The sequence below is a fragment of the Streptacidiphilus melanogenes genome (assembly GCF_000787835.1).
GTDB classification, from domain to species: domain Bacteria; phylum Actinomycetota; class Actinomycetes; order Streptomycetales; family Streptomycetaceae; genus Streptacidiphilus; species Streptacidiphilus melanogenes.
The window spans coordinates 18014-39363 of sequence record NZ_BBPP01000052.1 but is presented as its reverse complement, the minus strand read 5'-3'; the positions used below and the strand labels follow the sequence as shown (position 1 = coordinate 39363).

Below are 21350 nucleotides of genomic sequence, written 5' to 3'. Positions count from 1 at the left end.
CGCTTTGCCGTGGCCCCCTGGTCTGTCGCCGCCTTGAGAGCGGCGCCCTGGCCACGTTCGGTACGAAGTCCGTGCGGGCCGGCTGGCGGGTTGGGGTGGTCGCGAGACGATAGGGGGGTGATTCCCGGGCGCCGGGACCGCGGTGGTGCGGGCCGGCGGAGGGAGGTGGCCGGATGGGAGCCGCGGACAGGAGCGGGCCGGAGCAGGACCCGTCGCTGGAGCCGGGCGGACTGCTGGACGTCCTCGGCGTGGCGGCGATCGTGCTGAGCTCCGAGGGGCGGATCGCCCTGTGGAGCCCGCAGGCCGAGGCCCTGTTCGGCTACTCCGCCGCCGAGGCGCTGGGGCGGCCCGCAGCCCGCGTCCTGGTCGACGAGCAGCACGTCGCGTGGGTGCTGTCCTGGTTCGCCGGCATCATGTCCCGGGGCCGCGCCTGGGCCGGCGTCTTCCCGGTCCGCCACAAGGACGGCTCCACCCGGCTGACCGAGTTCCGCAACATGCGCCTCGAGGACGGGCAGGGGCGCCACTACGCGCTGCTGCTCGCCAGCGACGAGGCCACCCTGCGCCGCCTGGAGCGCGACCTGGCGCTCTCGCTGCGCCTGGTCGAGCAGTCCCCGATCGGGCTCGCCGCGGTCGACACCGACCTGCGCTACATCCTGGTCAACCCGGCGCTGGAGCGCATCAACGGGATCTCCGCGCTCGAACAGCTGGGGCACACCACCGGCGAGGCGCTGCCCTTCCTCGACGCGCGGGGGATCGAGTCAGCGATGCGCACCGTGCTGGAGACCGGGACGCCGCTGCTGGACCAGCTCACCGTGGGCCGGACCCCGGCGCGGCCCACGGTCGAGCGCGCCTGGTCCGTGTCGTACTACCGGCTGGACGACCCCGGCGGACGGATCGTCGGGGTGGCGTCCTCGATCGTCGACGTCACCGAGCAGCACCGCTCGGAGATCGCCGCGGCCGCGGCCCGCCGTCGGCTCACCGTGATCGCCGACGCCTCCGAGCGCATCGGCACCACCCTGGACCTCGACGTCACCGCCCGCGAGCTCGCGGACGTGCTGGTACCCGAGTTCGCGGACTTCGCCGCGGTCGACGTCCTGGACTCGGTGCTCTCCGACAGCACGGCGCGGACCGGTGACGGCAGCCCGGCCATGTTCCGAGCCCTCGCGATCAAGACCGCCTACCGGACCCCGCTCGCGGAGGCCGCCGACCCGGTCGGCGAGATCGCCAGGTACGACGCGAGCCGGCTGGTCACCCGCAGCGTCCGCAAGGGACGACCGCTGCTGGTCGCCCACGTCACCGACGCCGACCTGCCGCGGATCGCCCGCGACGAGGCCGCGGCGGAGCTGCTGAAGCAGGCCAGGATCCACTCCTACATGGCCGTGCCGCTGCGCGCCCGCGGGCAGGTCCTCGGCGCGCTCGACATGATGCGCGCCCGCAACCCGCACCCCTTCGGCGAGGACGACGTCCTCCTCGCCACCGAGCTGGCCGCCCGCGCGGCGGTCTGCATCGACAACGCCCGCTGGTACCAGAGCCAGCGCCACGCGGCCCTGGCGCTGCAACGGCATCTGCTGCCCGCCCGTCCCACCCAGCCGCCCGGTCTGGAGGTCGCCTACCGCTACCAGCCGGCCGGCAGCGTCGTCGAGGTCGGCGGCGACTGGTTCGACGTCGTCGCCCTGGCGGGCGACAAGACCGCCCTGGTCGTCGGCGACGTGATGGGCAGCGGCATCAACGCGGCCGCCACGATGGGCCAACTGCGCACCGCCGCCCGCACCCTGGCCCGACTGGACCTCGACCCCGCCACCGTGCTCACCCATCTCGACGGCATCGCCGGGGGCCTCGACGAGACCATCGCCACCTGCGTCTACGCCGTCTACGACCCGCACGACGGCAGCTGCCGCCTCGCCTCCGCCGGGCACCTGCCGCCGGTGTACACCCGCCGCGGCCACGCGCCCCGCCTGCTGGACCTCCCCACCGGCGTCCCGCTCGGCGTCGGCGGCGCGGCCTTCGAGGACGTCCGCCTGACCCTCGGCGAGGGCGACGAACTCCTCCTCTACACCGACGGCCTGGTCGAGACGCGTGACCACCCCATCGACACCCGCCTGCAGGCCCTCACCGACCTCCTCAACCGCGACCGCCCCTCCCTCGAGGCCACCTGCGACCTCCTCCTCGACGCCCTCCACCACCACGACGGCACCGACGACGTCGCCCTCCTCCTCGCCCGCACCCGCCGAGCGGGCGGCCTCAGCGGGTGAAGGTCCCCAGGCCGGTGGTGTTCAGGTTCTCGAGGACGACGGAGTCGGCCGTGCCGGTGGGGCCGGAGTGGAAGGTGACGCCGGAGAGGCCGACGGCGTTCTCGCCGCGGGTGCGGTAGCTGAAGGTGTCGCCGGTGTAGTGCGTCAGGGGGAACGTCTGCCGGTCGGGCCCGAGCACCAGGGACAGCTGCCCGTTCGCGGCGGCGCTGACGGTCGCCGGGCCGTAGAAGTCGTTCCTGTAAACGCCGGTGTAGGCGCTGTTCGCCCTGGCGGGGGCGGGGGACGCGGGCGGCTTGGCGTAGTCGGTGGGGGAGGCGCCCGCGTCGGCGGCGGCGCCGAGCACCTTGCCGTAGAGGGCCAGCCAGTCGACGGTCTGCCGGCCGTTCTGGGCGATGTCGAAGAACGCGGCGGCGATCGCCTCCGGGACCCCGATGGGCTGCCCGTTGGTGAGCACGACGATGCCCAGCTGCTCGGTGGGCAGGAGCGTGACGGTCGTCGCCGCGCCGAGGTCGAAGGCGCCGGAGTGGTTCAGGCGCAGCCGGCCCAGCTGGTCGTAGTTGACGTTCCAGCCCAGGCCGTAGAACCCGGGCTCGCCGCCGGGGGCCCGCGGCGGCGCGGCGATCGAGTGGGGGAGCCGGGTCCGGTCCAGAGCCGTGGCGTCGACGAGCTGCTTGCCGCCGTAGGCCCCGTTGTCCAGCTGCAACCGGATCCACCGGGTCAGGTCGTCAACGGTCGAGCTGGCTCCGCCCGCGGGGGCCTGGGAGTCGGCATTCTCGGTCGTCGACGGCTGCCAGCGGCCGTTCACCCGGACGTGGGCGCTCGCCTTGTCGGCGGCGGCCTCGTAGTCGCCGCGCCGGTAGCTGCTGTGGGCCATGCCGAGCGGCTTGAACAGGGTGTTCGCGGCCAGGTCGGGCCAGGAGGACTTGGCCGCCGAGGCCACCGCGTTCCCGGCGGCGGTGACGCCGTAGTTGGTGTACGCGTAGCTCGCACGGAACGGGGCCAGCGGCTCCAGGCGCAGGTGCGAGACGATGTAGTCGCCGTCGTAGCCCAGGTCCTCCAGCACGTCGCCGGCGTGGTCGGGCAGGCCGCTGCGGTGCGAGAACAGGTCAGCGACCGTCACATGGGCGCTCACGTACGGGTCCTTGAGCGCGAAGCCGGGATCGTAGGTCACCACGGGGGCGTCCCAGTCGGCGACCTTCCGGCCGACCGCCTCCGCGACCACGGTGGACGCCAGCGGCTTGGACATCGAGGCCAGCTGGAACACGGTGCCGGTGTCGACCTGGTCGGGCCTGCCCACCTCGCGCACGCCGAAGCCCTTCGCGTACACGGCCTGATCCCGGTAGACGACGCCGACCGCGACGCCCGGCACGCCGGTCTGTCGCATGGCGTTGCCGACCACGCCGTCCAACTTCCCCAGGGCGCCGTCGACCTGGGACTCGGACAGCTGCGGTGGCTGCTGGCCGGGCGGGGCGGCGGAGGGCGAGGCGGCGGGTGACGCGGAGCTCTGCCGCACCTCGGCGGCGCCGCCGAGGGCGTAGAAGGCGCCGGGGACGGCCAGGGCCGTGACGGCGCCGGCGGAGACGAGAAGCCGTGACAGTCGCATCGTCCCTGCGGTCCCTCCGGGTCGAGGGCCGCTGGGCGGGCCCGCCTGGCCCGAAGGTGCCTGCCGCGGGGGCCGGCCGCCACCCGGCGGGCGGCGCACGTAACGCTCCGTGAGCAGCGCGGCAGGTGCCGCGTGTTGTGCACCGGTTCACAGGGATATGTCCGCGTAGGCTGACGCTGTGCAGCTCTCCGATCGGGATCTCGCGTTCCTCGCCGACCACCACATGGCCGCCATGGTCACCGTCGCCCCCGACGGCATCCCGAAGACGGCCCGTGTGGGCGTCGTGCTGGTCGACGGGCGTCTGTGGAGCAGCGGCACGCAGGACCGGGTGCGCACCGCGCGGCTGCGTCAGGACCCGCGCTGCACGGTCTTCGTCTTCAGCGACTCGTACCGCTGGCTCACGCTGGAGACCACGGTGACGATCCTGGAGGGCCCCGACGTCCCGGAGCAGAGCGAACGCCTGTTCCGGGAGATGCAGGGCCGCCCCACCGGCGCGCTCAGCTGGTTCGGCGGCGAGCTCGACGGGGCGGCGTTCCGTCAGCGGATGGTGGACGAAGGCCGGTTGGTCTACGAGTTCACCGTGCACCGGAGCTACGGAACGGGGTGAAGCCGTCGAACAGCGGCGTCTCCCGCCGCCCGGGGCCGCGGAGCCGCAGCGCCCAGCTGACCAGCGCGTGGTTCAGCATGTAGAGCCGGTGCTCCTCGCGGCCTCCCTCCGAGAGGCGGCCGACGACCCAATCGACCGGGGCGGCCCCGCCGTAGCTCTCCCTCGGGTGGAACAGCAGGTCGGTGCGGCCGATCTCGGCCAGGACGTTGAGCGCGTAGGCGAACGGGTAGGGCCGGTTGACCCGGTCGTCGTCGCTGCGGTCCATCCGCGGGAACCCGTCCACCCACCGGTTCAGCAGGGGCTCGCCGATCAGGTCCATCCGGCCGGTGAGCATCGCGGTCTGCACGATGTAGGCGTAGGAGATCCCCCGCAGGAAGTAGTCGGCGCCGGGGTCGATGTGCTCCCACTGGCCCACGACGTCCTCGACGAAGGCGTCCAGGTCCGGCACCTGGTCCCGCAGCCGGCCGAGGTTGTGCAGCGCCACCAGGTAGTAGAGGCCCATGTGGGTCCGCTCGACCGGGGTGAGCGCTGCCATCAGCTCCCGGGCCTCGGCGAGCCGGTCCCGGCCGTGGGTCAGGTACGCCTCCGCCCGGTCGGTCATGGCGACCGCGTTGAGCACGGTGAGCAGCGGGTAGATCCGGACGAAGGCGTCCGACATGGGCTGGGGGAACGCCGGGCGCAGGTTCGGGTCGCCCGGCTCGTCGGCGCGGTCGAGATGGGAGAGGACCTCCCGCAGCCGGTCCCGGCCGTCGTCGTCGGAGATCAGCCCTCCGTGGCCGAGCAGGGAGACGACCGACAGCAGCATGGAGCCGCCGCGGCCGCGGAAGAAGGGCGCGGGGACCTGGTCCAGCAGGTCCAGCGCCTCGCGGACCCGGTTCCGCGGCCCGGAGACCAGCCGGTCACCGAGGCCCAGCTGACCCGTCGCCAGGAAGACCGCCGTGCAGGCGGACAGGCGCTCGTAGTGCCCGTGGCGTCCCGCGTTCTCGTCCTTGGCCCGGTCCGGCTCGATCCGGTCCACCACCTCCAGCAGCTCCGCCGGCAGGTCCGTCCCGTCGTCGACGAGCAGTGAGCGGGGCAGGCCGAGCTTGGCGACGGCGTCCGTCAGGATGCACCCGGCCATGACCCGGAAGTACGGGTTCTCCTCGGCGCGCAGGGCGGCCAGGACGGGGGCCAGCTCCTCCGGCGTGGCGCGGCGGTGCGGGCCTCGCGACGGGTGCACCGTCGCGAGGACGAAGTCGGCCAGCAGCGAGGAGAACCGGGTGTAGGGGCTGCTTCCGGCGCCCCGGTCGTCGAGCAGGCCGAACGTGCGCCGGATGCGCGCGGCGGCCTCGGGGTCGTAGGCGACGGGGTGCTGGCCGAGGCCGATGCCGCGGACCATGCGGCTCCAGGGGGTGGCGATCACGCGGGTCTCGGTCGTCAGCTCGTGCAGGCCGTGCACCGGGACCGGGAACGAGACGGTGGTCATGCGAGGACTCCTTCCGGGGGCGGGGCGGGGCGGGGGGTGTCGGTGGCAGGTCGTGCTCAGGCACGCAGGTGGGGGAGCGCGGGCACGGGGAGGCCGAGGAACTCGGTGCGGGTGCCGTCGAGCATCTCCAGGGCCCAGTTCAGCCACTTGACGCCCTCGCAGTAGATCGCGACGGGGCGGCGCTGGCTGCGGTGGTCGTCCACCAGCGTGCCGTCGAGCTCCTGCTGGAAGTGGAACGGCGGCATGGCGGTGAAGTGCTGGCCCATCATGAAGACGAAGCGGACCAGCCAGTAGGGGTCCTGCTCCAGGAACGGCGAGGCGGGGTCGTCCAGACCGAGGGCGGCCGTCATCACGGGGGCGAAGTGGTCCTCCATGCCCTGCGGGGCCTCGGGGTGCACGGCGCCGCCCTTGGCCGTCACATCCCGCACCCGGTAGGCCCGCTGGTACGGGTTCCCCTCCAGGAAGCCGACGTCGACGCGCGGGGTGCGGTCCTCGCCGGCGTCGACGGCCAGGGTGAAGTGCTCGAAGTGGATCTCGTCGTAGTGGCCGATCGAGTTGTGCCACGGCTTGTTGTCGTACATCGCGTCGTCGCGGGTGTCCGCGCCCTCGCTCTTGAAGCCGATCGCCCGCGGGTCCAGGAAGCGGATGCCCAGCGCCTCGGCGGTGACGGCCGTCAGGGCGGCGTCCACCTTCTCCCGGGGCGCGCCGGACTCGATCAGGCGCTGGGCGCGCAGCAGCGGGCCGCTGTCGGTGATCTTGATGTTCTCGGTGTTGGTGTCGCCCATGACCAGGGAGTGGAAGCGGGGCTCCAGGACCCGCGCATAGGCCGGGTTGCCGCGGAACCGGCGCAGCAGCGCGCCGGAGTTCAGGTACGACACGCCGTTCACGACGATCCGCTCGGTGCCCAGCAGATGCTCGCCGAAGGTGCGCGGCGCGGTGCGACGGCACAGGTCGAGCCGGTCCTCGATCTTGCGGAAGTAGGAGACGTCCAGGGTCTCGCCGGGAGCGGGCACCCGGCCGACGCTGTGCACCCGCTCGTTGAGCACCCGGACGACCTGCTCGTAGAGCCGGGCCACCAGCACGGGCGGCGGGGAGTGCCGCTCGACGAACCGGCTGACCTCCTCCCCGGCCACGTAGCTCATCTCGTACAGCACCTCGCGGTCCACTGCGGGGCCGCCCGCCGGGCCGTGCGCCTGTCCGGTGCGACGGCGGTGCGGCGGGACCGGTACCTCGCGTTCGGCGACGTCGAAGACCTCGGGGAAGTAGGGGCGTACCGAGGCGGGCAGCGCCCGCAGGTACTCGGCCTGCTTCCTGGCCTTGGCGAACGGGGGCAGCATCACGCCCGTCCCCTGCGGGTTCCAGCGCGCGGTGGTCAGCGCCTCGCTGAGGATCTTGCGGACGGTGACCCGCTCCTCGCCCTGCTTCCGGACGAAGACGGTCATGGACTCGCTGCCGCCCTTGCCGAAGCTGACCACCGACTCGTCGATGCCGATGTAGGCGTAGACCGTGCTGGAGAGCACGCGGCGGCTGCGCGCGGTCTCCAGCACCTGCGCGTTCTCCTGGGTCAGCGCCAGCGCGCAGGCGCTCTCCAGCCGGTCCAGCGCGGGGTTGCGCCGTCGGCGCCAGATCTCGGCCGGCTCCCCGACCCGGACCAGGTCCGCGTGGTGCGGGCCGGCGTCCACCTCGGCCGCCGTCAACCGTGAACCGAGGGAGATCACCTGGCAGTTGCCGCCCAGGTGGATCCGCGCACGGCCGTCGTGGGCCCAGCGGTGGGACGGTCCGTCGCCGAGCATGCCGCGGGTGGTCTCCGCCAGGTCCCTGCGTGACTGCACCGGCACGCCCGCGGGGGAGACCAGCGGGATCTGCGGCTCGGCGAGCCCGTCCAGCATCCGCTCCAGCGCCTCCGGACGCGGCCCGTCGACGAACAGGCCGATCACGGTGGCCAGCGGGGCCGCGCCGGAGACGGCGAGTGCCGTGAGCCAGCCCAGGGGGTCGCCGCCCGCGAGGTAGTGCTCGTTCTGCGCGAACAGCGCGGGTCGGTGCTGCTGCAACGCGTCGAACAGCAGGTACTGGTAGAGCATCCGGAGGCCCTGCGGCGGCAGCGCGTCCTCCTCGAGCCCGAGTTCGCGCCGGAGCGCGTCGCGGATGCGCATCGCCGCCGGCTGCTCGACCTGAAGCAGCCGGATCCGGTCGGCCAGTGCGTCCTCGTCCAGCCCGACCGGCGCGTCGAAGTGCACGACCAGCACCTCGGGGCGGGTGGTCCGCGCCGTCCGGTGCGCGGAGCGCCCGGACGGGGTGAGGACGTCGAGTTCGAGCTCGGCCCGGCCGAGCCGCTCAGGGTCCGCCCCGGTCAGCCGTTTTTTCAGGCGCGCCCTGGCCACGAGTTCACCGCCTGCGGTGTCGACGTGCTCGCGGTGGTTCCAGGTGTGCTGGAGGAGTTCGAGGAGTCGGTAGAACGCGTGGGTGCCGTTGCGGTCCGGGCGCAGCATCTGCACGGTGACGACCCGTTCGAGCGCGCGGGCCGTGTACTCCTCGGCGAACGCGCTGCGGCCCGCGCGGCGGAACAGGTCGCGGACCAGTTCGAGATCCGGGTCGCCCAGCGGCTCGTCACGGCCGTAGAGGTGTTCCAGCCGGGCCAGGGCCCGGCCGGTCGCGGTGACGGCGCCGAGCACGTGCTCGTCGTCCTCGCGGCGGGCGGTGTACTCGGTGAAGGGCACCTCGACGGCGTTGTCCCGCAGCAGCCGCAGCGACTTGCCGCCCGGCCCCAACTCCAGCACCAGGTCCAGATCGAGGCCGTTCAGCGTCTCGCAGGTCTCCCGCGAGGCCATCACCTGGTCCGTCATGGCCAGCACGCCCCGGCGCACGTCCGCGGCGGTGGTCAGCAGCGACATGTCGTGGTTGGACACCACCGGCACCCGGGGCTGCCGGAAGCGGATGCCGTTCGCGTCCAGGAAGGCGTCCAGGGCCTGCCGCGCCGGCCGCATCCGCGCCGAGTGGGCCAGGAAGACGGTCGGGTCCTTCAGTTCGCCGACGGTCACCTCGGGGAAGGCGGCGACGAAGCGGTCGAACCGCGCCCGGAAGCCCGCGCGGACGTACAGGTTGGCCTGGGTCGGCGCGTACGCCTTGTGCGGTTCCACGTCGGTGAGCGGGAAGCGCGTGGCGATCGCGGCCAGGACCGCCTCCAGGGCCTCGGTGCCCGGCGCGGTGAGGGCCAGCACGTGGCACGGCTCAGGGACCAGCGGAGCCCCGAGCACCGAAGGGGGCAGGTGGCGGGCGAGGTCCCGGGCGAACGGCTCGTCGCTGTCGGCGCCCCCGGCGGCCAGCAGCATCAGCGGCGTGAAGGCGTGGGCGATGCGGACCCCGTCGGAGACGGTCAGCGCCCCGCCGGCCACGGCGGCGGTGAGCACGCCGAAGCTCTCGCCGGTGTAGGCGACCACGTCGGCGGGCGTCCCGGACTCGGCGATCCGGTGCCTGAGCCACGCGTCCAGGACCAGGCCGTGCACCAGCAGGGCCGCCCCGATGAAGCCCTGACGCTCCAGCGTGCCCCGCCGGGGGGCGGTGGACGCCAGAAGCAGCAGGTCCGGCCTTCCGGCGACGCCGAGGGTGCGGGCCGCCTCGCGGTAGATGCCGGCGACCTCGGGGACGCCGCAGTCCAGCAGGGTGCGGTCGAGGTTGCGGTAGAAGGACCGGCTGCCCAGGCCGGGGAAGAATCCGGCGACGCGCGCCCGGTTCTTCGCGTCCAGGGCGTGGTCGGCCGGCAGCGTGAGTTCGACGGCCCCCCGAGGAGCCGGGACGGCGCGAAAAAGGGAGCGGGACACGCGAATCGCCCTCTCAGGATTGTCCTGTGCGGAATTGGAAAAGCCATCTTCGAGAATTCTCCGCAGGGGCTGACGGACCTTCAAGCGATCTTGGTTCAGGGTTCTGTCATGCCAGGTCAGAGGCGCGTGAACGTTTCCTCACTGGAATGTCAGAGAAATGTCAGAGGTGCACTCGGGCGCAAGAAAGGAGCCGGGGCCGGAGAACTTTCGCTCTCCGGCCCCGGCTCTTTTTTGGGGGAGTGGGACAGGTAGTTCTTTGGATGTTTCCTACGAGACCCCGGCCTCGGTCATGTCCGCGTGGAGCGCCCCGTCGGACGCCGCCGCGGTCTGGGACGGGGCCGTGCCGCGGCCGAGGGAGCCGCCGGCGACGACGACCAGCCCGGCGAGGGCGAGTCCGGCGCCGACCCAGAGCGGGGCCACGTACCCCTCGCCTGCGGCCAGCGCCAGCCCGCCGAGCCACGCGCCCAGCGCGTTGCCGACGTTGAAGGCCGCGATGTTGGCACCCGAGGCCATGGTGGGCGCGTCCGACGCGTACGTCATGGTGCGCACCTGCAGGCCGGGCGCCGAGGCGAGGCCGACGGCCCCCATCAGCAGCAGGGCGACCACGGTGGCGATCTTGTTGTGCGCGGTGAGGGCGAACGCCGCCATGACCACGGCGAGCAGCGCCATGATGCCGATCAGGGCCGCGTTCACCGACTTGTCCGCGGCCTTGCCGCCGACGAAGTTCCCGATGAAGGTGCCGACGCCGAACAGGACCAGCAGCCACGGCACGGTCGTCGTCGCGAAGCCGCTCACCTTGGTGAGGGTGAAGGCGATGTAGGTGTAGCCGCCGATGACCCCGCCGAAGGCCAGGATGCTGAGAGTGACGGAGACCCAGACCTGGCCCCGCCGGAAGACCGCGAGTTCGCTGCGCAGGTTCGTCCGGGCGGACTCGGTGCCGCGCGGCACCAGGACCTGGATGCCGATCAGTGTGATGACGCCGATGACGGTGATGGCCCAGAAGGTGGAGCGCCAGCCGGCCTGCTGGCCGAGGAAGGTGCCCAGCGGCACGCCGAGCACGTTGGCCACGGTCAGGCCGCCGAACATCAGCGCGATGGCGCTGCCCTTCTTGTTCTCGGCGACCATGTCGGAGGCGACCACCGCACCGACGCTGAAGAACGCGCCGTGGCAGAGCGCCGCCACGATGCGGCCGACGAGCAGCACGTCGTAGCTGCCGGCGACGGCCGAGACCAGGTTGCCGACGATGAACAGCGCCATCAGGCCGACCAGGACCTTCTTGCGGTCCAGGCGGGAGACCGCGGCGGTCAGCAGCAGCGCGCCGATCGCGACGCTGAGCGCATAGCCCGAGATCAGGTAGCCGGCTACCGACTCGGAGACGTGGAAGTCGCCTGCCACCTCGGGGAGCAGCCCCACGATCCCGAACTCGGTGAGGCCGATGCCGAAGCCCCCCAGGGCCAGGGCGATGAGCCCGATAGGCATGTCAAATCCCTTCAGTGCCATGGCAAGCGGTGCGGGACCGTGCCGTGTGAACCCCAACGCATCGAAGCATCGCATAACGTCGATATGTTCTGTCAAGCCGACGCATCGCTTATCATCGATGGATCGGTGCCGGTCCCGCGCCGCCAGGAAGGCTCATGATCACAAACGACACATCCGCGACGGACGCAGCCGCGACGGACGACCTCGCGTCGCTGCTGGAGGCGCTCAAGGCGCTGGCCAACCCGGTCAGGTTGCAGGTGCTCCAGTGGCTGCGCGAGCCGGAGCGGAACTTCCCGGTCGAGCCGGCCGTCACCGATCCCCGGGCGGTCGGCGTCTGCGTCAGTCACATCCAGGCCAAGAGCGGCCTGGCCCAGTCCACCGTCTCGGCCTACATGGCCGTGCTGGAGCGCGCCGGGCTGGTGCGCTCCACCCGGGTCGGCAAGTGGACCCACTACCGGCGCGACGAGGAGCGCATCGCCGCGCTGGTCGAGGAGCTGAGGAGCGCCGTCGGCGGGGACGCCCGCCTGGCGGACGGCCTGCTGTGAAGGTCATGCCGGAGCCGTCTGCCGGTCCGGGGCGACGGCTCCGGCCTCCGCCTCGGCCGGGGGCGCGCTGGTCCGCAGCCGCGGCATGATGCCCGGAGCGGCGAGGCCCGGCAGCAGCAGCCGCCACAGCGCGGAGACCCGCGCGGGCAGGTCCTGACGGTTGCTGTAGACCTGCGACATCACCTGCAGCCCGGTGAACGACCCGACCACGGTCGAGGCGACCTCGCGCAGCTCCATCCCTGGCAGCAGCTCCCCCTGCCGGTCGGCCTGTCGCAGCAGGTGCTCGATGACGGCGATGGCCTCGTCGTACGGGGCCTGCGCCGACTGTGCGAACGAGGACTGCTCGACGGCCAGGCGCACGCTGGCCCGCAGCACGGTGTCCCACTGCAGGCGCCGGGCGAACTCCAGCGACATGTCGATCACGGCCTGGAGCTTGACCGTGCGGTCCGGCGGCACCAGCGCCTCGCTCTGCGCCTCCACCAGCGCCGCGGCGATGGCCTCCTTCGAGGGGAAGTGGTGGTACAGCGCGCCGCGGGTGAGCCCGGCCCGGCTGAGGATCTCGTTGGTGCTGGCGGCGTCGTACCCGCGCTCGCCGAACACCTCGGCGGCGGCTTCGAGGATCGAGCGTCTCGATCGGATTCCGCGCTCTTGTTGGGCCATCCTCTAGTCCTCGCGGCTCGGGGTCGTAGACCAAACAGACTTGCCTGTATGTTATCGCGCTTCGCCGATCCGGAAGCCCACTCCACGCACCGTCACGATCCAGCTGCCCGAGCCGAGTTTGCTGCGCAGGCTGCTGACGTGGGTGTCGATGGTGCGTCCCTGGTGCGACCACTCGTCGTCCCAGACCTGGCGGAGCAGCTGGCGACGGGAGAGGGTCGTGTCGGGCTGCGAGGCCAGCAGGTGCAGCAGGTCGAACTCCTTGGGCGTCAGCGGGATCCGCCGACCGCCGAGGGCGATCTCCCGGGTGCGGGCGTCGATGCGCAGTGTGCCGTGCGTGATGACCGGTGCCGAGGGCGGTGCGGAGGGGTGGGCCCGGCGCATCACCGCGTCGATCCGGGCCAGCAGTTCCCGCAGGCCGTAGGGCTTGACCACGTAGTCGTCCGAGCCGGCCTGCAGGCCCAGCACGCGGTCGAGTTCCGTTCCGCGCGCGGTCACGATGATGATCGGGGTGTCGCCCTCCGCCCTGAGTCTGCGGCACACCTCGAGCCCGTCGAGGTCGGGCAGGTCCAGGTCGAGCAGGACGAGGTCGACTCCCGGGCGCAGTTGCAGCGCGAGCCCTCCGGTGCCCACGCTTCTCGCGGCGTGGCCGTGTCTGCGCAGCTCGTGCACCAGGCTCTTGGCGGCGTCCGGGTCGTTCTCCACGACCAGCACCCGCAGCCCCTGCGTGTCCCCCGCCTGCCCGGTCTCTTCGGTAACGGTCTGCAAGTGGGTTGCCCCTCCCCGTGCGCCACTGCGAACTGTTGAGCGACCATGGGGGGACAGTACCAGGCAGACTTGTCTGGTTGTCAACGTCGGTCCAGAATGGTCAGATTCGGACATAGAGCGCGTCAAGCCACGTGAGTATGCGTGGGGTTGGCTTCACAAGCTCGCAATGTGGCGGCAATCTGGGCGCAAACAAGGCATCTCTGTCGGATTCTTAACGCCTGGCGCTCAGAAACATGCAGACCTGCCTGTATGTTGATCGTGTACGGGTTTTCCGTTGGGGAGGGAGCCGAACGTGCTGGGTCTCGCACAAGCTCGGAGGAACGACGTCGCCGCGGCCTCGCCGCCGCTCACCGCGACCGTGCCTCGCGAATACGTCCACCGCGCCTCTGTGGCCGAGGTGTTGCTCACCGGTTGGGGCGCCGCTCCGGACGGCGACCGCGACGCCTTCGTCGTGCGCGCCCAGTGGCCCAGGAGACACGCGCTGTTCACCCCTGCTCTCGGCCTTCAGGACCCGATGCTCCTGGCCGAGTCGGTGCGGCAGGCCGGGCTGCTGCTCTCGCACGCCGAGTACCACGTGCCGTTCGGCCACCAGTTCCTCATGTGGGACCTGTCGTTCGCCGCCACCCCCGCGGCGTTCACGGCCGGTCCGACGCCGACGGACGTGGAACTGCGCACCGTCTGCCGCGACATCGTGCGCCGCGGCCGCACCATCGCGGCGATGCGCTACGAGGTGACGGTGCTGCGCGCCGGACGGCCCGTCGCCACCGGCGGCGCGCGGTTCAGCTGCACCAGCGACGCCGTGCACCGGCGCATGCGCGCCGGACGGCCCGTCACCACCGGACGTCCCCTGCCTGTACCGGTCGACCCCGCGTCGGTCGGCCGGGCCACGCCGCAGGACGTGCTGCTCGCCGCGGCTCCGGCTCCCGTCGCCGGGGCCGGTGCCGCCGGGGCGGGTGCCGCCGGGGCCGTTGGCCACTGGGAGTTGCGCGTCGACACCGACCACCCGATCTTCTTCGACCACCCGGTCGACCACGTGCCCGGCATGCTGCTGCTCGAAGCCGCCCGGCAGGCCGCCCGGGCCGTCACCCGGCAGCCCGGCGCGGTGCTGCTGGGCATGGAGAGCTCGTTCCTGCGCTACGCGGAACTGGACGCCCCGTGCCGGCTGGAGGCCAGGATCGAGCCCGGCGCCGCGCCCCGGGCCGACCGCGTCGACACCGTCCGCGTGCGGGTGAGCGCCACCCAGCACGGCGAGCAGGTCTTCCGCGCCGACCTGCTGCTCGGCCGCCCGAACGACTGACCACCCTGCCGACAGGAGAGCACAGCATGACCACCGTTCTGATCACCGGCGCGGCGGGCTTCCTCGGACGGCATGTCGTCGAGGAGGCCGCGCGGCAGGGCGCGGCCCTCAGACTCATGTCGCACCGCCGCCCGGCGGTCGTCACCGGTCCCGCGTGCGCGGTGGTCTGCGCCGACCTCCGCGACCCGGACTCGCTGCGCGGCGTGTGCGAGGGGATCGACGTCGTGCTGCACTGCGCCTCCTATATCGGCGGCTCGGCGCAGAACAACGAGTCCGTCAACGCGCAGGGCACCCGCAACCTGGTCGCCGAGGCGCGCCGCGCCGGGGTGTCCCGGATCGTCTACGTGAGCACGGCCTCCGTCTACGGCCGGGGCGCCTTCTGCGGCGCGACCCCGGCGGAGCTGACCCGGAACCCGGCCTCGCCCACCTCCGCCTCGCGCGCCGCGGCCGAGGACGCGGTCCTCGCCGACGGCGGCCTGGTGCTGCGCCCGCACCTCGTGTACGGGGCGGGGGACGCGTGGGTGGTGCCGGGCGTGAGCCGGCTGCTGCGGGCCCTGCCCGGCACCGTCGACGGCTGGTCTGCCTGCCTCTCGCTCGTCTCCGTGCAGGAGCTCGCCCGCCTCGCCGTCGCCGCCGGGCTCGCGCCCGCCATCCGGCTGACGACCACGACCTACCACGCGTCCCACCCCGCACCCGTCACCGCGGCGACCCTGCTGCGCGCCGTCGCCGACCTGTCCGAACTCACCTGGCCGCCGTACGAGATGACCGTGGACCAGGCCTGCGGAATGCTGGCCGACGACCCCGGTTCCCGGCACGCCCTCGACATGCTGCGCACCGACCACTGGTTCGACAGCGCCCCACTCTGGCGCGACCTGCGCCTCACCCCCGGTCCCGGGTTCGAGTCCGCCTTCGCGCAGGCGGCCCCGTGGTACCGGTCCGCGCTCGCCGACGCCTGACGCGAGGCGGTGAGCGCGGAGTGCGCCTCAGTTCGCGGAGCGTGCGGGCGGTGCCGGCGTCGACGCGGCCCGGGCGTCGCGTCTCGGACGAATGTCGCCCGTGGCCCGCGCGGCGCAGCCGCAGGTGCCACGGTCCACGCGTTCCGCGGACAAGCCCTAACCTGGGCGGCATGCGATCGGTCCAGTCGCTCCAATCGGCCCGCGACGCAGCCGCGTTGTGGGAAGTCGCGACCCCGTCCCGGCGCCCTTGCCCGGTCCCGGGCGTCGACATGGCGGGGTTCAGCGCCCGCACCGCGGAGCCCGTCGATCTCGGCGTGGTCCCCTACCCGGCCGTCACCCTGGCCCTCGACCTCGGCGACGGCCCGCTCGCCGTCGGCGACGACGGGGGCCGACGGGCGCACGGCAGCGTCGTGGTCGGTCTCGATCCCGGCGGGGTGCGCGGGAGCGGCAGCGCCGTGGCGTGCCTCCAGGTCCGGCTGTCGCCGCCGGTCGCGCACGCGGTGCTGGGCGCGGCGGCGGGGGAGACCGGCGGAACCGTGGTGCCGTTCGACGACCTCTGGGGACGCGACGCCGCGCGCGTCCAGGAGCGGCTGCGCACCGCCAGGACCTGGGACGAGCGGTTCGCGATCGCCGAGGCCGCGGTCGCCCGCCGCTACGCCGCGGGGCGTGCGGTCGATCCGGAAGTCGCCCACGTCTGGCGGCAGACGGTGAGCGCGCGGGGAGCGGTCCGGGTCGACGCGCTGGCGCAGGAGGTCGGCTGGAGCCGCAAGCGCCTGTGGTCGCGCTTCCGCTCCCAGATCGGCCTCACGCCCAAGCGCGCGGCCCAGCTCGTCCGCTTCGACCACGTGGCCCACCGTCTCGCCGCCAGGGACAGCGCCGCGCTGGTCGCGGCGGAGAGCGGCTACGCCGACCAGTCCCACCTCCACCGCGACGTGAAGGCCTTCACCGGAACGACCCCCACGGCCGTCGCGGCCGCACCCTGGCTCGCGGTCGACGACGTCGCGTGGGCCGCGCCGCGGTATCTGGCGGCCGGGTGACCGCTCGTCGGATCCGGGGAACATTCGTCCAAGACGCCGGACCGACGCGTCGACGACACTGCGGGCATGACTTCGACCAGCGCGAACACCGCCCCGCCCGCACACCGTGACCGCCTGCGGTACGGCGTCGACGCCCCGGCCTTCCCGGCCGCGCTCGGCCTGGCCGGCGCCGCGTGCGGGCTGACCGCACGACGGTGGCGGCGCGGGAGCACGGCGGCCGCCGCCCTGGGAACGGTGCTGCTCGCCGGCACCGGCGTCTACCTGCACACCACGCTGCGCGGCAAGCTGCGCGTCTGGGAGCAGGAGCTGGACCGGGCCGGGCTGAGCGGCGACGAGCGGCTGCTGGACCTCGGCTGCGGTCGCGGCGCGGTGCTGGTCCAGGCGGCCGCGCACCTGCCGTCGGGCCGCGCCGTCGGCGTGGACCTGTGGTCCGGCACGGACCAGAGCGGCAACCGCCCCGAGGCCACGCTCGCCAACGCCGCCGCGGCCGGAGTCCTCGACCGGGTCGAGGTCCGCACCGCCGACATGACGGACCTGCCGTTCGCGGACGGCTCCTTCGACGTGGTGACGAGCGCGCTGGCCATCCACAACATCCCCTCGCGCGAGCGACGCCTGCGGGCGCTGGACGAGGCCGTGCGCGTGCTGCGTCCGGGCGGGCAGCTGCTCGTGGCCGACTTCTGGCCCATGGCCCGGCAGTACGCCGCCCATCTGGGGCACGGCACGCTGCGTGACCTCGGCCCGCGGTACTGGTACAGCGGCCCGTGGCTGGGCGTCACCATGCTGCACGCCGTCAAGGAGACCGACTGACCGCGGCCTTCACCGCAGGAGGGCCGCGCGGCGCCCCGGGTGGCCCGTCCCGGATTGCCCGGCGCCGCGGGCGCGGAGACGATGAGTGCGCCTGCGACCAGGAACGGACGGGGATGACAGTGCAGCCGACGAGGTGGAACCCGCAGGATCAGCGCTGGGAGACGGTCCTCCGCGGCCGGGCGCTGCTCACCGATCCGCGGCTGAACAAGGGCACGGCCTTCCCGCCGGACGAGCGGGACAGCCTCGGTCTGGTCGGCCTCATCCCGCCCACCGTGCTCACGATCGAGCAGCAGAGCTCGCGCGCGTACCGGCAGTACCTCGCCCAGCCCGACGACCTGGCCAAGCACCTGAACCTGACCGCGCTGCACGACCGCAACGAGGTGCTGTTCTACCGGCTGGTCAGCGAGCACCTGGAGGAGATGCTGCCGATCGTCTACACGCCGACCATCGGCACCGCGATCGAGCACTACAGCCACGACTACCGGCGCCCGCGCGGTCTCTTCCTCTCCGTGGACGCGCCGCAGGACGTCGAGCGCTCCCTGCGCGCGAGCGGCCTCGGCCCGGACGACGTGGACCTGATCGTCGCGACGGACGGGGAGGCGATCCTGGGCATCGGCGACTGGGGCGTCGGCGGCATCAGCATCTCGGTGGGCAAGCTCGCCGTCTACACCGCGGCCGCCGGGATCGATCCGGCCCGCACCCTCGCCGTGGTGCTGGACGTCGGCACCAACCGCCAGGAACTGCTCGACGACCCGCTCTACCTGGGCAACCGTCACCCCAGGGTCGACGCGGCGACCTACGACGCCTTCCTGCACTGCTACGTCGAGACCGCGGCACGGCTCTTCCCCGCGGCGCTCCTGCACTGGGAGGACTTCGGCACGGGCAACGCCCGCCGGATCCTTACGCGCTACCGGGACGGCCATCTCACCTTCAACGACGACGTCCAGGGCACCGGCGCGGTCAACCTGGCCGCCGTGCTGTCCGGCGTGCGGGCCAGCGGCACCCCGCTGCGGGAGCACCGGGCCGTCGTGTTCGGGGCCGGAACCGCCGGTATCGGGGTCGCGGACCAGCTCCGTGACGCCCTGGTGGCCGACGGCGTCGACCGCGAGGAGGCCGCCCGCCGGATCTGGTGCGTCGACCGCTACGGGCTGCTCACCGACGACATGACCGACCTGCGCGACTTCCAGCGTCCCTACGCCCGCTCCGCCGCGGAGGTCGCCGGCTGGGTCCGCGGCGCGGGCTCGGCCGGGATCACCCTGGCCGAGGTCGTGCACCGCTGCCGGCCGACCATCCTCGTCGGCACCTCGGGCCAGGGCGGCTCCTTCACCGAGGCGATCGTCCGCGACATGGCTGCGGACGCCGCCCGACCCATCATCCTGCCGATGTCCAACCCGACCCGGCTCGCCGAGGCGACCCCGGGCGACCTGCTCGCCTGGACCGACGGTCGCGCGCTGGTGGCCACCGGCAGCCCGTTCGGCCCGGTCGAGCACGCGGGCGTGACGTACGAGATCGGCCAGGCCAACAACGCCCTCGTCTTCCCCGGCCTCGGCCTCGGCGCCATAGTGGTCCGGGCCACCCGGATCACCGACGGCATGCTCAGCGCCGCCGCCCTCGCCGTGGCCGGTCAGGTCCCCTCGAGCACCCCCGGCTCCCCGATCCTCCCCCCGACCCGCCACCTCCGGGAGACCTCCGTCGCGGTCGCCGCCGCCGTCGCCCGCGCCGCCCACCACGACGGCGTCGCCCGCACCACCCTCGACGCCGACCTCGAATCCCGCATCCGCGCCGCCATGTGGCAACCGTCCTACGCCCCGGTCGCCGCGGTCTGACGAACCGGTGAGCCCGGGCCGCCCGGCCCCGGCTACTCGGCCCCGGCTACTCGGCGACCAGGACCAGGGCGGCCTGGTCGTCGTCGGTGAGGCCGCCCGCAAAGCCGTCGACGGCCGCGGTGATGGCGTCGAGGACCTGGTCGGCGTCCGTGGTGCCCGCGGTCGGGCGGAGGGAGGAGACGAGGCGGTCCTCGCCGAAGAGGGTGCCGGCCGGGTCGCGGGCCTCCAGGATGCCGTCGGTCACCAGGACGAGGTGGTCGCCGCTGCGCATGGTGAAGGACTCCATCGTCAGCTCGAGGTCGGGGGAGACCCCCAGGAGTTCGCCGGCCGGGCTGGGGGTGGTCACGGTGCCGTCGGCCCGGTGCAGCAGCGGCGGTGGGTGGCCGGCCCGGACCATGCTCACGGCGATGCCGTCGCGCACCCGGCGCAGTTCGGCGTAGATCAGGGTCACGAAGCTCTCGTCGCTGTCCGGCCGGGCCAGCAGCGCCTCGTTGACCGCCTCCGCGACCGCCCCCGGCGTCGGCAGCAGCGGCGCGACCGCGCGGGCGGTGTTGCGGACCAGGGCCGTCGTGGTCGCCGCGTAGGCGCCGCGCCCGCAGACGTCGCCGATGACGAGCCCCCACCAGTCCCCGGGGAGTGCGAAGACGTCGTAGAAGTCGCCGCCGATGTCCAGGCCCTCGCCCGCCGGCCGGTAGGAGGCGGCCAGCCGCGCGCCGGGGACCTCGGGCAGTGCGGCGAGCAGCAGGCCCGCCTGGAGGTCGTGCGCGAGCCGGGCCCGCTGGGCGTGCTGGCGGGTGGTCTCCGCGCCGGCCGCGGCGGTGCGGGCGAGCTCCTCGGCGAGGGCGATCGCGCGGGCGCCCAGCGGCCGGTCCACGGTCGAGATCAGGGTCAGCGCGCCGAAGGTGCGTCCCCGCGCGGTCAGCGGGACGCAGACCTGGCCGCTGATGTCGAGACCGAGCTCCTGCCACGCGCCGCCCGGGGCGGTATGACCGATCTCGCTCCGGCCTGTCGCCAGCACCCGGCCGACCGGTCCGTTCTCCGCGTGGGCCGACGCCTCGGCCGCCAGCAGCGCCTCCACCCGCTGGGGGAGCTCGGGGGCGACGGCCACCGCCACCCGCCGGACGCGGCCGGACTCCAGCACGTCGATCACGCAGACCGGCCCGAGAGCCGGCACCGCGAGCCGCGCCAGCCGCTGGAGGTTCTGCGGGTAGGACGCCTCCTCGCTGACCGCGGTGCTGGTCCGAAGGACGAACTCCAGGTCGGAGCTGAGCGCGTGTTCGCGCTCGTGCGCCTGCTGCCGCGCGGCCTCGGTGCGGTGGCGTTCGATCGCGAGCGCCGCGGTGCGGGTGAAGACGATGCTGAGGTCGAGATCCTCCTCGCGCAGGGCCCGCGGCGTGCGGTGGTACATGGCGAAGGTGCCGAGCAGGTCGCCCGCGTTGGAGATGATCGGCGACGACCAGCAGGCGCCGAGCCCCGCCCGGTTGGCCAGCTCCCGGTAGTCGGCCCAGAGCGGGTCGGTGGCGATGTCGTTGACCACGACCATCTCGCGGCGGAAGGCGGCGGTGCCGCAGGAACCCTCGTGGGGGCCGATCGGGCAACCGTCGATGGCCTCGTTGTAGAACTCGGGCAGGCTCGGGGCGGCGCCGTGCAGCAGTCTGGTCCCGGTCTCGTCGAGCAGCAGCACGGAGCTGAGCACCTTGGGGGAGAGCTTCTCGATCGCCCGGCACATGCCGTCCAGCACCTCGGCGAGCGGCGCGTTGCGGGCGATCTGCTCCAGCAGCGCCTGCTGCTCGGCGGCCAGCTTGTGGGCCGCGCGCTGCCGCGTCACGTCCACGGCCAGGAAGGCCACGCCCCGGACCCGTCCGCCGCGGTCCCGCCGCGGCTCGAAGCTGAAGTCGAAGTACCGCAGGCGGCTCCTGCCGACCGGCCCCAGCAGCACGCCGGCCGTGCGCGCGACGACCGGCTCGCCCCGCAGGTAGACGGAGTCGAGCATGGGCAGCAGGCCCTGGTGCACCAGCTCGGGCACGACCTCCGCGACCGGCCGGCCGAGCACGTCCCGGGCCCGGCCGACGCCGACCGTCTCGTAGAACGCCTGGTTGGCTCCCTCGACCAGATGGGTGGGCCCGCCGAGCGCGGCGAAGATCACCGGAGCGTGGGCGAACATGCCGGGCAGCGGGTCGGCCCCGATCTCGCCGGCGCGGGGTCGTCCGGTCACCCCGGCCGCCTGCTCTCG

15 protein-coding genes are annotated in these 21350 nt (G+C 73.3%); 8 read left to right on the top strand and 7 right to left on the bottom strand.

Annotation, left to right across the window (positions count from 1 at the left end):
* Positions 1-173 precede the first annotated feature (173 nt).
* Positions 174-2252, top strand: coding sequence for a SpoIIE family protein phosphatase (locus TR49_RS34670; RefSeq protein ID WP_042389161.1), 2079 nt, complete (start codon positions 174-176; stop codon positions 2250-2252).
* Here TR49_RS34670 and TR49_RS34665 read toward each other — a convergent pair.
* Positions 2242-3855, bottom strand: coding sequence for a serine hydrolase (locus tag TR49_RS34665; protein WP_042389159.1), 1614 nt, complete (start codon positions 3853-3855; stop codon positions 2242-2244). The two genes, TR49_RS34670 and TR49_RS34665, sit on opposite strands and share 11 nt — an antisense overlap.
* 178 nt (positions 3856-4033) lie before the next feature.
* Here TR49_RS34665 and TR49_RS34660 point away from each other — a divergent pair, with 178 nt between their 5' ends.
* The gene (locus tag TR49_RS34660; RefSeq protein ID WP_052434904.1) at positions 4034-4462 is read left to right on the top strand and encodes a pyridoxamine 5'-phosphate oxidase family protein; all 429 of its coding nucleotides are present in this window, start codon (positions 4034-4036) and stop codon (positions 4460-4462) included.
* Here TR49_RS34660 and TR49_RS34655 read toward each other — a convergent pair.
* From TR49_RS34655 to TR49_RS34645, 3 genes are all read right to left on the bottom strand, one after another.
* Complete coding sequence (locus TR49_RS34655) at positions 4431-5927, bottom strand: hypothetical protein (protein WP_042389157.1); 1497 nt, start codon at positions 5925-5927, stop codon at positions 4431-4433. The genes TR49_RS34660 and TR49_RS34655 overlap by 32 nt on opposite strands.
* Before the next feature lie 56 nt (positions 5928-5983).
* Positions 5984-9745 (bottom strand): ACP S-malonyltransferase, encoded by a 3762-nt coding sequence (locus tag TR49_RS34650; protein ID WP_236653660.1) that lies wholly within the window; start codon positions 9743-9745, stop codon positions 5984-5986.
* 267 nt (positions 9746-10012) lie between these two features.
* Positions 10013-11224, bottom strand: coding sequence for an MFS transporter (locus TR49_RS34645; RefSeq protein ID WP_042389155.1), 1212 nt, complete (start codon positions 11222-11224; stop codon positions 10013-10015).
* Positions 11225-11379: 155 nt separating this feature from the next.
* Between TR49_RS34645 and TR49_RS34640 the strand changes: the two genes are divergently transcribed.
* Entirely contained in the window at positions 11380-11769 is a 390-nt protein-coding gene (locus TR49_RS34640) for an ArsR/SmtB family transcription factor (protein ID WP_042389150.1), read from the top strand.
* A 3-nt stretch (positions 11770-11772) separates the two neighbouring features.
* Here TR49_RS34640 and TR49_RS34635 read toward each other — a convergent pair whose 3' ends face one another.
* Positions 11773-12429, bottom strand: a complete 657-nt coding sequence (locus TR49_RS34635) for a ScbR family autoregulator-binding transcription factor (protein WP_042389148.1) — start codon at positions 12427-12429, stop codon at positions 11773-11775.
* Positions 12430-12480: 51 nt separating this feature from the next.
* The gene (locus TR49_RS34630) at positions 12481-13194 is read right to left on the bottom strand and encodes a response regulator transcription factor (protein WP_236653659.1); all 714 of its coding nucleotides are present in this window, start codon (positions 13192-13194) and stop codon (positions 12481-12483) included.
* 292 nt (positions 13195-13486) lie between these two features.
* On the opposite strand from TR49_RS34630, the gene TR49_RS34625 reads away from it, so the two are divergent.
* From TR49_RS34625 to TR49_RS34605, 5 genes are all read left to right on the top strand, one after another.
* Entirely contained in the window at positions 13487-14491 is a 1005-nt protein-coding gene (locus TR49_RS34625; protein WP_042389144.1) for a ScbA/BarX family gamma-butyrolactone biosynthesis protein, read from the top strand.
* Positions 14492-14517: 26 nt separating this feature from the next.
* Positions 14518-15447 carry an NAD-dependent epimerase/dehydratase family protein gene (locus tag TR49_RS34620; RefSeq protein ID WP_042389141.1) on the top strand — a complete coding sequence of 310 codons (930 nt, stop codon included), beginning with the start codon at positions 14518-14520 and terminating at the stop codon, positions 15445-15447.
* Positions 15448-15716: 269 nt separating this feature from the next.
* Positions 15717-16484, top strand: a complete 768-nt coding sequence (locus TR49_RS34615; RefSeq protein WP_152627612.1) for a helix-turn-helix domain-containing protein — start codon at positions 15717-15719, stop codon at positions 16482-16484.
* Positions 16485-16550: 66 nt separating this feature from the next.
* A complete protein-coding gene (locus TR49_RS34610) occupies positions 16551-17291 on the top strand; it encodes a class I SAM-dependent methyltransferase (protein WP_042389135.1) in 741 nt (246 codons plus the stop codon).
* A 113-nt stretch (positions 17292-17404) separates the two neighbouring features.
* Positions 17405-19117 (top strand): NAD-dependent malic enzyme, encoded by a 1713-nt coding sequence (locus TR49_RS34605; RefSeq protein WP_042389134.1) that lies wholly within the window; start codon positions 17405-17407, stop codon positions 19115-19117.
* 46 nt (positions 19118-19163) lie between these two features.
* Here TR49_RS34605 and TR49_RS34600 read toward each other — a convergent pair whose 3' ends face one another.
* Positions 19164-21332 carry a GAF domain-containing SpoIIE family protein phosphatase gene (locus TR49_RS34600; protein ID WP_236653658.1) on the bottom strand — a complete coding sequence of 723 codons (2169 nt, stop codon included), beginning with the start codon at positions 21330-21332 and terminating at the stop codon, positions 19164-19166.
* Positions 21333-21350 lie beyond the last annotated feature (18 nt).

Bases quoted from the DNA above. Each gene is read 5' to 3' on its own strand.
- TR49_RS34615 (WP_152627612.1), top strand. From the start codon at position 15,717: ATGGCGGGGTTCAGCGCCCGCACCGCGGAGCCCGTCGATCTCGGCGTG.
- TR49_RS34620 (WP_042389141.1), top strand. From the start codon at position 14,518: ATGACCACCGTTCTGATCACCGGCGCGGCGGGCTTCCTCGGACGGCAT.
- TR49_RS34610 (WP_042389135.1), top strand. From the start codon at position 16,551: ATGACTTCGACCAGCGCGAACACCGCCCCGCCCGCACACCGTGACCGC.
- TR49_RS34635 (WP_042389148.1), bottom strand. From the start codon at position 12,429: ATGGCCCAACAAGAGCGCGGAATCCGATCGAGACGCTCGATCCTCGAA.
- TR49_RS34655 (WP_042389157.1), bottom strand. From the start codon at position 5,927: ATGACCACCGTCTCGTTCCCGGTCCCGGTGCACGGCCTGCACGAGCTG.
- TR49_RS34665 (WP_042389159.1), bottom strand. From the start codon at position 3,855: ATGCGACTGTCACGGCTTCTCGTCTCCGCCGGCGCCGTCACGGCCCTG.
- TR49_RS34670 (WP_042389161.1), top strand. From the start codon at position 174: ATGGGAGCCGCGGACAGGAGCGGGCCGGAGCAGGACCCGTCGCTGGAG.
- TR49_RS34605 (WP_042389134.1), top strand. From the start codon at position 17,405: ATGACAGTGCAGCCGACGAGGTGGAACCCGCAGGATCAGCGCTGGGAG.
- TR49_RS34645 (WP_042389155.1), bottom strand. From the start codon at position 11,224: ATGCCTATCGGGCTCATCGCCCTGGCCCTGGGGGGCTTCGGCATCGGC.
- TR49_RS34640 (WP_042389150.1), top strand. From the start codon at position 11,380: ATGATCACAAACGACACATCCGCGACGGACGCAGCCGCGACGGACGAC.